Raw genomic sequence first — 12,998 nt, 5'->3', positions numbered from 1 at the left:
AATGTAGAATGAATTGGAGTTGAGCAGTTTGTCGAAGTTGAAAGTGATGACGATTTTTGGAACGAGACCTGAGGCTGTAAAGATGGCTCCTCTGGTGCTGGAGCTGCAAAAGCGCGAGGATGAGATTGAATCGATCGTATGTGTTACGGCTCAGCATAGGGAAATTCTTGATCAAGTGCTTGAATTTTTTGAGATCAAGCCGAATTATGACTTGAACGTCATGAAGGAGCGTCAAACGCTAACACAAACGACGATAAGCGTCATTGAAGGTCTAGATCCAGTGTTAGAAGAAGCTAAGCCAGATATCGTTCTCGTTCACGGAGATACACAGACAACGTTTCTAGCCAGCTATGCTGCGTTTTTGAAAAAAATTAAAGTCGGACATGTCGAGGCAGGGTTGCGGACTTGGAACAAGATGTCTCCTTATCCTGAGGAGATGAATCGTCAACTTGCTGGCGTTTTGTCAGATATTCATTTTGCGCCGACTGAGTGGTCAGCAAACAACCTACGTAAAGAGAATAAAAACGAAGAGACGATTTACATTACCGGTAATACAGCCACTGATGTATTTCAATATACAGTGGATGAATCCTTTATGCATCCCGTCATCGATTGGGCCCGTGGAAAACGCATGGTGCTGATGACTGCACACCGTCGCGAATCAATCGGTGAGCCTCATCGTAATATTTTCCGTGCAGTTAAGCGTATCGCAGATGAGTTTGAGGATGTTGTGTTCGTATATGCTGTTCACCCTAATCCAGCTGTTCGCGAGCCAGCCAAGGAAATATTGGGCAATCACCCACGCATACAGCTAATCGAGCCGCTTGACGTATTCGAATTCCATAATTTTTACCCTCATACATACATGATTATGACAGATTCAGGGGGCTTGCAGGAAGAAGCGCCGTCGTTTGGCGTACCTACGCTTGTGCTGCGTGATACGACTGAGCGTCCTGAAGGAATTGAAGCTGGAACACTTGAGCTTGTTGGTACAGATGAAGAGCAAGTATATGAGCGTGCGAAAGTACTGCTTACCGATTCAGAGCTATACAAACGTATGAGTCAGGCAGCTAATCCGTATGGAGATGGACAGGCTTCAGAGCGAATTGTTGATTCCATTCTCCATTTTTTCGGAAAATCAACTAATCGTCCTGATCCGTTCACACAACGTTCATAGTTTTTGTTTTAAGAAGATGACGTAGCCGAATATACAGTATACAGTAGTACTGTACGGTTTTCGCTGGCTAACAACCCTTATCAGATAAGGATTGTTAGCCGTAAATATAAGCATTTATATTGGAATTAGAATTGACAAACCTTCTACCGCTTCGATAAAATATATTAGGATTGACAGGAGTGTCTACCTATGACAAAGCAAAGAAAAAAAGATCGGCCAATTTTTGCTATTGCTCTTATGGGAGTATTCGGAATACAGGTCGCAATCTTCATTGTTCTTGGCTATTGGGTAGGTTCTTATGTGAGTGATTTGACTGGCAGCAAGGGTTGGCTCATCGGTGGTGTTCTAACTGGACTTGCTATTGGGATCGGATCTGCAATCTTAGTAGTATTGAAGGTGTTGGAGGGCTCCGATGGATAAAATGATGAAGTCAGCAACACGTTGGATGCTCTGCCTTCTGGTGCCGACGTTAATCGCCTATGCTGCATTGCCCCAGTGGAGATCAGTGGCATTAGGGTTAGCGCTGGGCTTACTCGCGAGTGCTATGAATGCGTTTTTATTGCAGCGGAGAGTTGTAATGTCAACTGAATCTGCAGTGCAGCAAGAAGGAACTCGCACAAGAAGAAAAGGGCTCGGATTTGGTAATCGGATCGCGACGGTTTTACTGCTTGCGATGTTCGGCTATCGATACCCAGACATAATCAATTTACCTGCAGCGCTTGTTGGCAGCATGGTGATGCCTTTTCTTATATTAGTGGCAGCTTTTATTCACACTGTGAAAGAAAATAACAGCGGAAAGGGGTGATATTGACTTATGCATTTGTTTCCAATAGTGGAATTCATGGGGATCCGCTTTGACCTTTCAGCTATTATTGCAATTGTTGTAACTTCAATAATTGTATTAGTGCTAGCTCGCTTATCTGTTCGTAATCTATCAGTTGAAAATCCTAGTAAGATGCAAAACTTCATGGAGTGGATTATCGAATTCGTTCACAGCACGATTGCAAGTACAATGCCGTTTGAAAAAGCAAAGAAGTTTGTTAGCTTAGGGATGACGATCATTGTATTTATTTTCGTAGGTAACTTGCTAGGCTTGCCGTTCCAAATCGTGACGGAAGCAACAACAGAAATTGAGTGGCTAGGTATTACGCAAGCAGTGCTTGATTCTCATGATGGTCATGCGCATATCGCTTGGTGGAAATCTCCAACAGCTGATCTATCGGTAACAGCTGGACTAGCGCTTGTCGTATTCATCATCGTGCATTCTCTAGGGTTAAAGTGGAATAAAAAGCACTATTTGAAGCATTACTTTGAGCCATATCCAATTTTCTTCCCAATTAACTTGATTGAAACGCTGGCGAAGCCTTTAACGTTGGCTTTGCGTCTATACGCAAACATTCTAGCGGGTGAAATCTTAATTACAACCATTTTGATGCTAGGTGGTTGGGGCGTACCGTTTATGATGGTATGGCAAGGCTTTAGTATTTTCGTAGGTGCAATTCAAGCCTTCCTATTCACAATTCTTACAATGGTGTATATCTCGCAGGCAGCCGTTCACGAGGACGATCCTGCATTGAGCCATTAATGTTAGGAACTAGCTTTGAACGAGCCTAATGGGCGGCTTCAAGGTTTGTTATACAGATTTTAATTAAAATTATTTTCTAAATTTGAGGAGGATTCAGTAATGAGTGTATTGGCAGCAGCTATTGCAGTAGGTTTGGGCGCGATTGGCGCAGGTATTGGTAACGGTATGATCGTATCTAAAACAGTTGAGGGTATCGCTCGTCAACCAGAACAAAAAGCAGCACTTCAAACAACAATGTTTATCGGTGCTGGTATCGTAGAGGTTGTTCCTATCGTTGGCGTAGTTATCGGTTTCTTGGCGTTCTTCAGCGCTTAATATTTACCTCTAATGGCGGGGAAGGGCTTGCCCTCTTCGCCTTTGTTTTGATTACCTTTACTAATCGGAGGAAAGGAGTGCAGATATGGATATCGTTATGTCATCTACCTTGATTACAATTATTGCCTTTCTACTCTTGCTCTGGCTTTTGAACAAATATGCGTTCGGTCCATTGTTTGGAGTAATGGAGAAGCGTAGAGAGTTAATTAAAGAACAAATGAATGCTGCAGAAACTAGCCGTAACGCAGCGGAAGCTTCGATGGCTGAGCAAAAGGCAGCGCTTGATGAAGCACGTAAGGAAGCATATGCAATTCTTGAGCAGGCTCGTGCAACTAGCTCGAAGCAAGCTGATGAAATTGTTACATCTGCTAAAAATGAAGCAGCTAGACTTAAGGATGAAGCACTCAAAGATATCGAGAGTGAGAAAAATAAAGCGATCTCCGCGCTTCGTACAGAAGTGGGCGGCATTTCTGTGCAAATCGCTTCCAAAATTATTGAGAAGCAAGTGGACGAGAAATCCCAAGAGGAGATTGTTAACAAGTATCTTAAAGAGGTTGGAAGTAAATGAGCCGCGATATCGTGGTAGCTAAACGCTACGCACAAGCGTTGTTCGAACTTGCAGCCGCTGGCAAGATCGTTTCTCAAGTTGAAAATGAGCTTAAGCTTATTGTTGACGCGTTAGAGAGCAATGAGCAATTGAATAAATTTTTAGCTCTGCCAAGCGTGCAGACTGAAAACAAAATGCAGCTGTTGAAGGATTCCTTCGGCGCAGAGCTGTCTGAGCTTGTATACAGCACGTTACGACTTATGATTGAGCGTGGTCGCCAATCCGTAATCCCGAATTTATATGATAGCTACGTTAAAATCGCAGGTGCAGCACTTGGCCAAGCTAAAGCGGTAGTTTATACTGCGAAAAAGCTGTCAGATGCTGAGCTGGCAGGTGTAGCTGCTCAATTCGAAGGAATTACAGGCAAAAAGATCGTTGCTGAGCAAGTCGAAAATCCAGCGCTTCTTGGTGGCGTACAAGTGCGTATCGGTGATCGCCTTTACGACGGAAGTCTAGCAGGTAAGCTGGAGCGTTTGCAAAAAACTTTAAATTCTAAAGCACTGTAGATAGGGGTGAACGAATTGAGTATCAGACCTGATGAAATTAGTACGCTGATTAAACAGCAAATTGAAAACTACAAATCTGAAATTCAAGTCGTGGATGTCGGCACTGTTATCAACGTCGGTGACGGTATCGCTCGCGTTCACGGTCTTGAAAATGCGATGCAGGGAGAGCTTCTTGAATTCGCAAATGGTGTCGTCGGTATGGCTCTTAACCTTGAAGAGAGCAACGTCGGTGTCGTTATTCTAGGACCGTATACTGATATTCGTGAAGGTGACCAAGTTAAACGTACGGGTCGCATTATGGAAGTTCCAGTTGGTGAAGCACTACTTGGACGTGTCGTTAACGCACTGGGTCAACCAGTTGACGGCAAAGGACCAATTAACACAACGGAATTCCGCGCAATTGAATCACCAGCTCCTGGTGTTATCGATCGTAAAAGCGTTCATGAGCCAATGCAGACTGGTATTAAAGCGATTGACTCCATGGTACCAATTGGCCGCGGTCAACGTGAGTTGATCATCGGTGACCGTCAAACGGGTAAAACAACAATCGCAATTGACGCGATTATTAACCAAAAGGGCACAGGCGTAAAATGTATCTATGTAGCGATTGGTCAGAAGCAATCTACCGTTGCTAACGTAGTAGAAACATTGCGTCGCCATGGTGCACTAGATTACACAATCGTAGTTACAGCAAGTGCTTCTGAGCCTTCTCCATTGCTATTCCTTGCACCATATGCAGGTTGCTCAATGGGTGAGTACTTCATGTACAAAGGCGAGCATGTTCTTGTAATCTATGATGACTTAACGAAACAAGCTGCAGCATATCGTGAGCTTTCCCTATTGCTTCGTCGTCCTCCAGGTCGTGAGGCGTATCCAGGGGATGTATTCTACTTGCACTCTCGTTTGCTAGAGCGTGCTGCTAAGCTGAGTGATAAACTAGGCGGCGGTTCCTTGACTGCTCTACCATTTATCGAAACTCAAGCTTCTGACGTATCTGCATATATTCCAACAAACGTAATCTCCATCACGGACGGACAGATCTTCCTTGAGTCTGACCTGTTCTACTCTGGACAACGTCCAGCGGTTAACGTTGGTATTTCCGTATCACGTGTTGGTGGTTCCGCTCAGATTAAAGCGATGAAAAAGGTTGCAGGTACACTGCGTCTTGACCTTGCTGCTTATCGTGAGCTTCAAGCGTTCTCGCAATTCGGATCTGACCTTGATAAGTCTACAGTAGCACGTCTAAACCGTGGTGCTCGTACGATGGAAATCCTTAAGCAAGGAGTTAACCAGCCAATGCCGGTTGAGCAGCAAGTTATCTCAATCTACACAGCGGTTAAAGGTCATCTTGATGAAATTGCGATCGAGGACATTCTTCGCTTTGAGCAAGAGTTCCTAGCATTCCTAGACAGCAAATATCCACAAATCGGCGCGTCAATCCGCGATACGAAGGATCTTGCTGCTGACAATGAGAAGGCTCTTGTTGATGCAATTAACGAATTTAAAAGAAGCTTTGCTGCATCCGTTTAATAGACGGCGCAGCAACGCTCGTTCGACATAATATCATCTGTACGTGATGCATAGTACAGATCCCTTACCAAGCCTGGCAGCGATGCTGGGCATCGAAGGCGGGTGAAACGAATGGCAAAAGGCATGCGTGAGATTAAGCGTGAGATTAAAGGTAAACAAAATACACGCCAAATTACGAAAGCGATGGAGATGGTTGCTGCATCTAAGCTTAGAAAAGCTCAAGAGGCTGCAGTAGCTGCACGTCCATATGCTGATAAGTTGCTAGAAGTGGTGAGTAATATTGCTGCAGGCACGAAGGGTGTAAGTCATCCTATGCTTGAGGCTCGTCCAATTAAGAAAACAGCATATCTCGTCATTACTTCAGACCGTGGTTTGGCTGGTGGTTATAATGCCAATCTCTTGCGCCAATTAACGCTTACAATTAAAGAAAGACATCAATCTACTGATGAATATGTGATTTTTGTAATCGGACGTAAAGGTCGTGACTATTTCCGTCGTAGAAATATGCCGATCATTGAGGAGATCATCGGTCTTGCTGATGCTCCAACGTTTGGTGACATTAAGTCTATTGCTGCAAGCGCGGTAAGCAAATTCTCAGACGGATCTTATGATGAGCTTTATATTTACTATAATAAGTTTGTAAACGCACTTACTCAAATTCCAACGGAAACTAGATTGCTGCCACTAGAAAACTTTGAAGGCAATAATCAGGCTGTTTCTTCTTATGAGTACGAGCCTTCTGCTGAAGGTGTGCTTGAGGTACTGCTGCCGAAATACGCTGAAACGCTTATTTATAGCGCAGTATTGGATGGAAAAGCGAGTGAGCAAGGTGCACGTATGACTGCAATGGGCAGTGCTACGAAAAATGCTACGAAGATGATTAACTCATTGACGTTGACATATAACCGTGCTCGTCAAGCTGCGATTACGCAGGAAATTACGGAAATTGTTGCGGGAGCTAACGCACAATCTTAAGTTCATAAATGAGGAACCAGGAGGGAAAGCAATGAAAAAAGGACGCGTTGTATCCGTCATGGGTCCGGTCGTCGATTTGGAGTTTGAACGCGGTAATCTGCCAGAGATTATGAATGCTGTAACGATTAAGCATAATGCAGAGGCTGGCGGCGGTGTAGACATTGATCTTACACTTGAAGTTGCCGTTCACCTTGGCGATAATCTTGTTCGTACCGTAGCGATGAGCTCTACAGACGGACTAGTTCGCGGTATGGAAGCAGTGGACACTGGCGCTGCTATTACAGTACCTGTAGGTGCTCCAACACTTGGCCGCGTATTTAACGTACTTGGTCAACCAATCGACGAAGCTGGCGATGTGGTAGCTGAAGAAAAACTACCTATCCATCGTCCAGCACCGACTTTTGACGAATTGTCTACTCAAGCTGAAATTCTTGAAACAGGTATTAAAGTTATCGACCTTCTTGCTCCATATGCAAAAGGTGGTAAAATTGGTTTGTTCGGTGGTGCCGGTGTAGGTAAAACCGTAACAATCCAGGAATTAATCAACAACATCGCACAAGAGCACGGCGGTATCTCCGTATTCGCGGGTGTAGGTGAGCGTACTCGTGAGGGTAACGACTTGTACCACGAGATGAAGGATTCTGGCGTATTAAGCAAAACGGCGATGGTATTCGGTCAGATGAACGAACCTCCAGGTGCGCGTCTTCGCGTAGCACTAACAGGTCTTACAATGGCTGAATATTTCCGTGATGCTGAAGGTCGTGACGTGCTTCTGTTCGTCGATAACATCTTCCGCTTTACACAAGCAGGTTCTGAGGTATCCGCGCTCCTAGGCCGTATGCCATCAGCGGTAGGTTACCAGCCAACGCTTGCGACAGAGATGGGTCAATTGCAAGAGCGTATTACGTCTACGAAAAAAGGTTCAGTTACATCGATTCAAGCGATCTACGTTCCAGCCGATGACTATACGGATCCGGCTCCAGCAACAACGTTCGCTCACCTTGATGCAACGACTAACCTAGAGCGTAAAATTTCTGAGATGGGTATCTTCCCAGCGGTAGATCCGCTTGCGTCCTCTTCTCGTATTCTTGCGCCTGAAATTCTTGGACAAGAGCATTACAATGTAGCTCAAGGCGTGAAGAAAATTCTTCAAACGTACAAAGAGCTTCAAGATATTATCGCAATCCTTGGTATGGATGAGCTTTCTGACGAACAAAAATTGATCGTTGCTCGCGCACGTAAAATTCAATTGTTCCTATCTCAGCCATTCCACGTTGCAGAACCATTTACAGGTCTTGCAGGTAAATACGTACCGGTTAAAGAATCCGTACGCAGCTTTAAAGAAATTCTCGAGGGCAAGCACGATGACCTGCCAGAGGAAGCATTCCGCTATGTAGGTACAATCGAAGAAGCCGTGGAGAAGGCCAAAACGCTTGTCTAGCGAAGGGCGGGAGGAATCCACATGAGTACGTTTCTAGTAGAAATCGTAACGCCTGAGCGCAAAGTATATGGAGAGCAAGCAAATATGGTTGTTGTTACAGGCCTTGAAGGTCAGCTAGGTATTATGCCTAACCATATTCCGCTTGTTACACCTTTACGTATTGCGCCAGTAACCATTAAGCGTGATGGGATCTCGGATGTAGTTGCAGTGAATGGCGGATTCATCGAAGTTCGTAAGGACAAGGTCGTTATTCTAGCTGAAAGTGCAGAACTTGCAGAGGACATCAATATTGAACGTGCAGAGGCCGCTAAGCAGCGTGCTGAGCAGCGTTTAACCATTGCGAAAACCGATGAAATTGATTTCCGCAGAGCAGAGCTTGCTCTTCAGCGTGCAATGAATCGTCTGAACGTTACACATATTCACAAATAATAAAAAGCTGCTTATTGCTATGGCAATAGGCAGCTTTTTTATTAGATAGCGCCACCATAGACAAACTGGACAACTAGCTTGCACATTAGTAAGATTAATAGTGACTGCTCGTTAGAGAGGTGAAACAACAATATGCTTGCATGGTCAGATATCGTATGGGTAATCCCTTTTTTATATGGCTTAATATTTATTATTGGATTAACGGTTGGCAGAAGTCATCAGCGCGTAATGGTAGTAAGTAGTACATTGCTTTCCGCTGCGGCATTTATCATAGCGATTGGATTGACGTGGGAGAGGGCAACTATCCAGGCTGATGATTATAGCTACTATGTCGATTGGCTCGTTATCGGAGATACATTCTTCCGTATTGGCTATGAGTTAAACAATTTGGCTGCATGGCTGCTTGTTTTAATTACAGGGATCAATATCCTACTGCTATGTCTGCTCTATCATAAGCAGGATCAAGCCGCGATATCATCGATATATGGCTACATGGGCTTATTATTGTTTGCAGCAAGCGGAGTTGTATTAGCTGATCATGCTGTCACCTTTTTTGCTTGTGCATTGCTTATAAGCTTCAGTCTATATTTGCTGTTATCTCATCCGATATATGGCAGTAAACCAAAAGCAATCTTTCAATTTATTACGGCACAATTGGCAGGCTATGCCGCATTTCTTGCTGCACTAGTCGTTCTATATTGGTACATACCGAATCACTCATTAGAGTTTACGATGCTTGAAACGTTTTTCAGTGGCTCGGCAGCAGGATTTACGCAGCAGATGAAACATATCATTGCCGGTGCTCTCGTTGCGAGCGCGTTGTTTATAGCAGGTCTTATTCCATATGGACACTGGATGAAGCAGCTTGAGCTTGAACGCCCGATTCTAAGAGTGGTAATTTTCTGCTTTGGCAGTGCGCTGTTGCCTATCTCTATTCTTCTTCGGTTTCGAGTCGTCATTACAGAAAGTACGGATGTGTTGACATTATGTAAGTGGCTCGGTGCTATTGTCGTTCTCTGGTGCACCATACGTATACTTACGCGTATACAGGATGCAATGGCTTATATCGGCATGACCATGGTAGGCATTATGATATTTGCATATGGGCATGGTGTCTATGTTTACATGATCGCTCAGCTGACGTTTATTATGCTGTCTTTGATTGCGATCTACGGCTCAGCCATACGTACCTCCTCGGTTATTGTGTTTGGCTCTTTCCTGGTTGCCGTGCTTACACTAATTGGTGTGCCGCCATTAAGTGGCTACTGGATGCAACAGTCATTAATTGCTACCATTGCTGTGCAGAATTCAAGCTGGACAATTGCGGCTCTGCTCGTTGTCATGTGCTCGGCATTAGGCGTAACGATATCCTTTACATCATATTGGAAAAAGTTGTCTTTCCCTCCAAAAAGAGGAGCGGTCTTTATTGTGTTATGGCCAGCTCTATTGTTAATTGGATTAGGGTTACTTTGGTTAGTTGATAATCAACGGCTAGAGCAATGGTTGTTTAATATGCAGACGATGGAAACGATGAAGCTTGGTCCTATGCTTTTAACTATGCTCAGTATAGCCGTAGGTGTTATGATTGCTTGGTTGTTCAGCGAACGAATTACTGGAGCGTTATCCAGTAAACTTGAATATATCGACGAAGGGCTCCAACAAAGTGGAGAGCGACTAGCTAATACGATTAGGAAGCTGGGGCGACTTGTGGCTAGAGGTGGTCAGCTTATAGAACGTGCCATCGTCCAGCTGCTTACGACGTGGCTTCCGTTTCCATTACGCTTCATTAGTCGTACCGGAGCTCAGGCTAATATTCTGCAAAGTATAGGTCTTGTTGCTGTTTTAACGATCATCATGATTGTACTATGGTATAGCGTAGGGGGGGATAATACTGAATAATATCATATTACCACTGCTGCTTGTGATTCCTGGTGTACTAGTAGGTATTCTAGCCCTCTGCCACCGTATTAATCTACGAAGCTATCGGCGATTATCAATCGTAAGCGCGGCTACTCCCCTCATCATCCTTTCTTATATGCTTTTTGGAGCTATGCAACGAGGGATGCTCTCGGAGTTTCATATTCACCTATCGACAAAAGTGTCGATTATAAGTCTAAGCTATGGCATGGATAGCGTCTCGCTTTGGCTCAGCTTCTTTACGAGTGTTGTGATGCTAGCTGTATGTATAGCGGCTGTGCATATTAAAAAACGACATAAGCTATTCTATGTGTTAGTGTTACTCGTTGAAGCCGTATTGTTACATATATACTCAATCAGAGATGGACTACTATTGTGTGCGGCACTTTTGCTGCTAGCCTTTCTATTTTTACTACTGATTGGGATATGGGGAGACGAACATTCTGAAAGAACGGCAAGACGATTTTTCTATTGGCAGCTAGCTGGAATATTTTTTATTTCGATGAGCTGCATCCTGTTGCTTGGTAGTAGCGATCAGTATTTTCAATTATCTAACGTTCAGCTTGGGGAGCTTCCTCTCGCCAGTACATTAACGGAAACAGCAGATCATGATCAGCGAATATTAGCATTTTTCATGCTGCTAGTAGGTTTAGTATGTTATATTCCCATTATCGGAATGCATCGACCTTTTTTATCAGTATATAGGCAAAGTCATCTCGTTGTATCTGTAATCTACAGTCTAGCAATAGGTTCAATAGGCATCTATATTAGCTATCGCATCGGACTAGTATATTTCGCTGATATGATGCATTGGATTAGCAAGCCAGTCATTTGGATTATGGGTTTTCAATGGCTGCTGGCTAGCATAGGCTTGTGGCGCCAACAAAATGTGAAGAGCTGGCTCGCATATATTGTATGGGGCCAATACTCTATCCTCGTTATACTGCTGCTATCAGGCTCAGAGATAGGATTGACGATGATGTGGCTGCAGATGCTGTCATTCCAGCTCATTATCGCTTTGCTTTGTGTGCTGCTTACATCCCTGTATGAGAGAACATCTAGCTTACAGCTGGAGCAGTGGAATGGAGCATTAAAAGGATCGCCTTATTTGACCGGGATGTTTACAGCTGCTTTGTGTGGATTAATGGGTATACCAGGCCTATCACATTTTCTAGGAACCTACCATGCCATCCTGCTTAGCTTTCCTATTAGTAGGTGGATTACAGTTGCCGGTGTGCTTGGTATGATGAGTGTCGTTGCTTATAATGTACGCTTTTTGTTCCGCTTGCAACAAGGACAAGCTGATGCACGTATGAAGGATATAGCTGATCTTCGATTTATCGAAGCCTTGCCAGCTATCATTCTACTGACATTCATCATTGTTCTAGGATGCTATCCAATTATTGCGGTAGATTTATTGGAATATGAACTGCATCAGCTACATAAATTTTGGGAGCATGCAGTTGCAGCATTGCCAGAAGTGAATGCCAGCTTTTTATCGGTATTTGATTTTAATAGTGTAGCGTGGAAGCTGCCTGTCGTTGTAAGTATCGCAATGTCGCTAGCGATATGGCTCGTTAATAATAGACAGCGCAATATCAATCGGATGTTGATGTGGCAAGCGATCTATCATCTATTAACGCTTATTGCAGTAGTGACAAGCGCCAAAGCGATGTCAGCAGAGCTAGACATTACCCTGACGATCCTTGCTGCCATCTGGTACGCTGTTATGCTTCTCGGCTGCTACAGCATGTTTAGGACGGTGCTCGCACCAGAACATATGCAGATTCATGCATTGACTGGCTTATATCACCGCAGGCCGATTCTTGCCTTTGTCATTATGCTGTTTTTACTGGCACTTATGTCGGCTCCTTTATCAGCAGGGTTTTCGTATCAGCTAAGCATAATTGAACTATGGAGTGCGTATGGTCAATATGGGTTAATTGCACTGTGGCTCATCTCACATACTTTAATGGCTACAATACCTTTAGAATATATAATTCGAATGTACATTACGAAGGACACATCGCTCGATGTGACTGAATTAATGAGTGTTCCTGTGCATTGGTACGTCATAGGCTTCAGCTCTCTTGCAGCTCTAATAGGGCTAGCGTTTTGGTTATAAGAAGGTGAGGATGTCAATGAGTGAAGGGGTTCAAGGGATTTTTTCAATCGTCGTCGTCGTTTTGTGTATTTTATTCGTATGGATGCTGCTATCCATCGTTGCATGGGATAAAATACTTAAAAATGTGAACCATCCGAAAGCAAAGATGCTGCAAATTGTCATTGCTATCGTGCTCGGTTACCAGTTAGGAAGTTTTTTTCTGCAGTACTGGGGCTTCTCCACAATGCTCCAAGATTTTGTAGAATAACTCGAATCAATATTGCAAACACTTGGTATCAATACATGAAAAATGACGACGTCGTCTTTTGAGAAATTGTTCAATAAGTCAGACTTTTTGAATACACATTTCACTATTAAAATCGACAATATTATAACGAATTAAAATTGTTGT

General features: G+C 43.8%; 14 protein-coding genes. All 14 read left to right on the top strand.

Annotation, left to right across the window (positions count from 1 at the left end):
• The first annotated feature begins 28 nt into the window (after positions 1 to 28).
• The 14 genes from wecB (at position 29) to M3180_RS18075 (ending at position 12,854) form a co-directional block, all read left to right on the top strand.
• Positions 29 to 1,177 (top strand): non-hydrolyzing UDP-N-acetylglucosamine 2-epimerase, encoded by a 1,149-nt coding sequence (gene wecB / locus M3180_RS18140; protein ID WP_285855790.1) that lies wholly within the window; start codon positions 29 to 31, stop codon positions 1,175 to 1,177.
• A 189-nt stretch (positions 1,178 to 1,366) separates the two neighbouring features.
• Positions 1,367 to 1,597, top strand: a complete 231-nt coding sequence (locus M3180_RS18135; protein WP_251670109.1) for a hypothetical protein — start codon at positions 1,367 to 1,369, stop codon at positions 1,595 to 1,597.
• Positions 1,590 to 1,982 carry an ATP synthase subunit I gene (locus M3180_RS18130; protein WP_251670107.1) on the top strand — a complete coding sequence of 131 codons (393 nt, stop codon included), beginning with the start codon at positions 1,590 to 1,592 and terminating at the stop codon, positions 1,980 to 1,982. Before M3180_RS18135 ends, M3180_RS18130 begins: the two co-directional genes overlap by 8 nt.
• A 9-nt stretch (positions 1,983 to 1,991) precedes the next feature.
• Positions 1,992 to 2,762 (top strand): F0F1 ATP synthase subunit A, encoded by a 771-nt coding sequence (gene atpB / locus M3180_RS18125; protein ID WP_251670105.1) that lies wholly within the window; start codon positions 1,992 to 1,994, stop codon positions 2,760 to 2,762.
• A 99-nt stretch (positions 2,763 to 2,861) separates the two neighbouring features.
• A complete protein-coding gene (atpE, locus tag M3180_RS18120; RefSeq protein ID WP_251670102.1) occupies positions 2,862 to 3,077 on the top strand; it encodes a F0F1 ATP synthase subunit C in 216 nt (71 codons plus the stop codon).
• A gap of 85 nt (positions 3,078 to 3,162) precedes the next feature.
• Positions 3,163 to 3,645 (top strand): F0F1 ATP synthase subunit B, encoded by a 483-nt coding sequence (atpF, locus tag M3180_RS18115; protein ID WP_251670100.1) that lies wholly within the window; start codon positions 3,163 to 3,165, stop codon positions 3,643 to 3,645.
• Positions 3,642 to 4,190 (top strand): F0F1 ATP synthase subunit delta, encoded by a 549-nt coding sequence (locus tag M3180_RS18110; protein ID WP_251670098.1) that lies wholly within the window; start codon positions 3,642 to 3,644, stop codon positions 4,188 to 4,190. Before atpF ends, M3180_RS18110 begins: the two co-directional genes overlap by 4 nt.
• Positions 4,191 to 4,205: 15 nt before the next feature.
• Positions 4,206 to 5,720, top strand: a complete 1,515-nt coding sequence (gene atpA / locus M3180_RS18105) for a F0F1 ATP synthase subunit alpha (protein WP_251670095.1) — start codon at positions 4,206 to 4,208, stop codon at positions 5,718 to 5,720.
• 111 nt (positions 5,721 to 5,831) lie between these two features.
• Positions 5,832 to 6,695 carry an ATP synthase F1 subunit gamma gene (gene atpG, locus M3180_RS18100; RefSeq protein ID WP_251670093.1) on the top strand — a complete coding sequence of 288 codons (864 nt, stop codon included), beginning with the start codon at positions 5,832 to 5,834 and terminating at the stop codon, positions 6,693 to 6,695.
• Positions 6,696 to 6,726: 31 nt separating this feature from the next.
• Positions 6,727 to 8,136, top strand: a complete 1,410-nt coding sequence (gene atpD, locus M3180_RS18095; RefSeq protein WP_251670091.1) for a F0F1 ATP synthase subunit beta — start codon at positions 6,727 to 6,729, stop codon at positions 8,134 to 8,136.
• Between the two features lie 21 nt (positions 8,137 to 8,157).
• On the top strand, positions 8,158 to 8,565 hold the full coding sequence (locus M3180_RS18090; protein ID WP_251670090.1) for a F0F1 ATP synthase subunit epsilon: 408 nt from the start codon (positions 8,158 to 8,160) through the stop codon (positions 8,563 to 8,565).
• A gap of 132 nt (positions 8,566 to 8,697) precedes the next feature.
• Entirely contained in the window at positions 8,698 to 10,464 is a 1,767-nt protein-coding gene (locus tag M3180_RS18085) for a hypothetical protein (RefSeq protein WP_251670088.1), read from the top strand.
• Between the two features lie 151 nt (positions 10,465 to 10,615).
• On the top strand, positions 10,616 to 12,607 hold the full coding sequence (locus tag M3180_RS18080; protein WP_251670086.1) for a proton-conducting transporter transmembrane domain-containing protein: 1,992 nt from the start codon (positions 10,616 to 10,618) through the stop codon (positions 12,605 to 12,607).
• Between the two features lie 16 nt (positions 12,608 to 12,623).
• Entirely contained in the window at positions 12,624 to 12,854 is a 231-nt protein-coding gene (locus M3180_RS18075; protein ID WP_251670085.1) for a DUF1146 family protein, read from the top strand.
• The last annotated feature ends 144 nt before the right edge of the window (positions 12,855 to 12,998 follow it).

It is taken from the genome of Paenibacillus camelliae (assembly GCF_023715345.1).
GTDB classification, from domain to species: domain Bacteria; phylum Bacillota; class Bacilli; order Paenibacillales; family Paenibacillaceae; genus Pristimantibacillus; species Pristimantibacillus camelliae.
Note: the sequence above shows the minus strand (reverse complement) of the source record. Positions and strands in the feature narration are given on the sequence as shown.

Excerpts from the sequence above, each read along its gene's own strand:
- M3180_RS18135 (WP_251670109.1), top strand. The coding sequence starts at position 1,367 with ATGACAAAGCAAAGAAAAAAAGATCGGCCAATTTTTGCTATTGCTCTT.
- M3180_RS18130 (WP_251670107.1), top strand. The coding sequence starts at position 1,590 with ATGGATAAAATGATGAAGTCAGCAACACGTTGGATGCTCTGCCTTCTG.
- atpB (WP_251670105.1), top strand. The coding sequence starts at position 1,992 with ATGCATTTGTTTCCAATAGTGGAATTCATGGGGATCCGCTTTGACCTT.
- atpE (WP_251670102.1), top strand. The coding sequence starts at position 2,862 with ATGAGTGTATTGGCAGCAGCTATTGCAGTAGGTTTGGGCGCGATTGGC.
- atpF (WP_251670100.1), top strand. The coding sequence starts at position 3,163 with ATGGATATCGTTATGTCATCTACCTTGATTACAATTATTGCCTTTCTA.
- M3180_RS18110 (WP_251670098.1), top strand. The coding sequence starts at position 3,642 with ATGAGCCGCGATATCGTGGTAGCTAAACGCTACGCACAAGCGTTGTTC.
- atpG (WP_251670093.1), top strand. The coding sequence starts at position 5,832 with ATGGCAAAAGGCATGCGTGAGATTAAGCGTGAGATTAAAGGTAAACAA.
- atpD (WP_251670091.1), top strand. The coding sequence starts at position 6,727 with ATGAAAAAAGGACGCGTTGTATCCGTCATGGGTCCGGTCGTCGATTTG.
- M3180_RS18090 (WP_251670090.1), top strand. The coding sequence starts at position 8,158 with ATGAGTACGTTTCTAGTAGAAATCGTAACGCCTGAGCGCAAAGTATAT.
- M3180_RS18085 (WP_251670088.1), top strand. The coding sequence starts at position 8,698 with ATGCTTGCATGGTCAGATATCGTATGGGTAATCCCTTTTTTATATGGC.
- M3180_RS18080 (WP_251670086.1), top strand. The coding sequence starts at position 10,616 with ATGCAACGAGGGATGCTCTCGGAGTTTCATATTCACCTATCGACAAAA.
- M3180_RS18075 (WP_251670085.1), top strand. The coding sequence starts at position 12,624 with ATGAGTGAAGGGGTTCAAGGGATTTTTTCAATCGTCGTCGTCGTTTTG.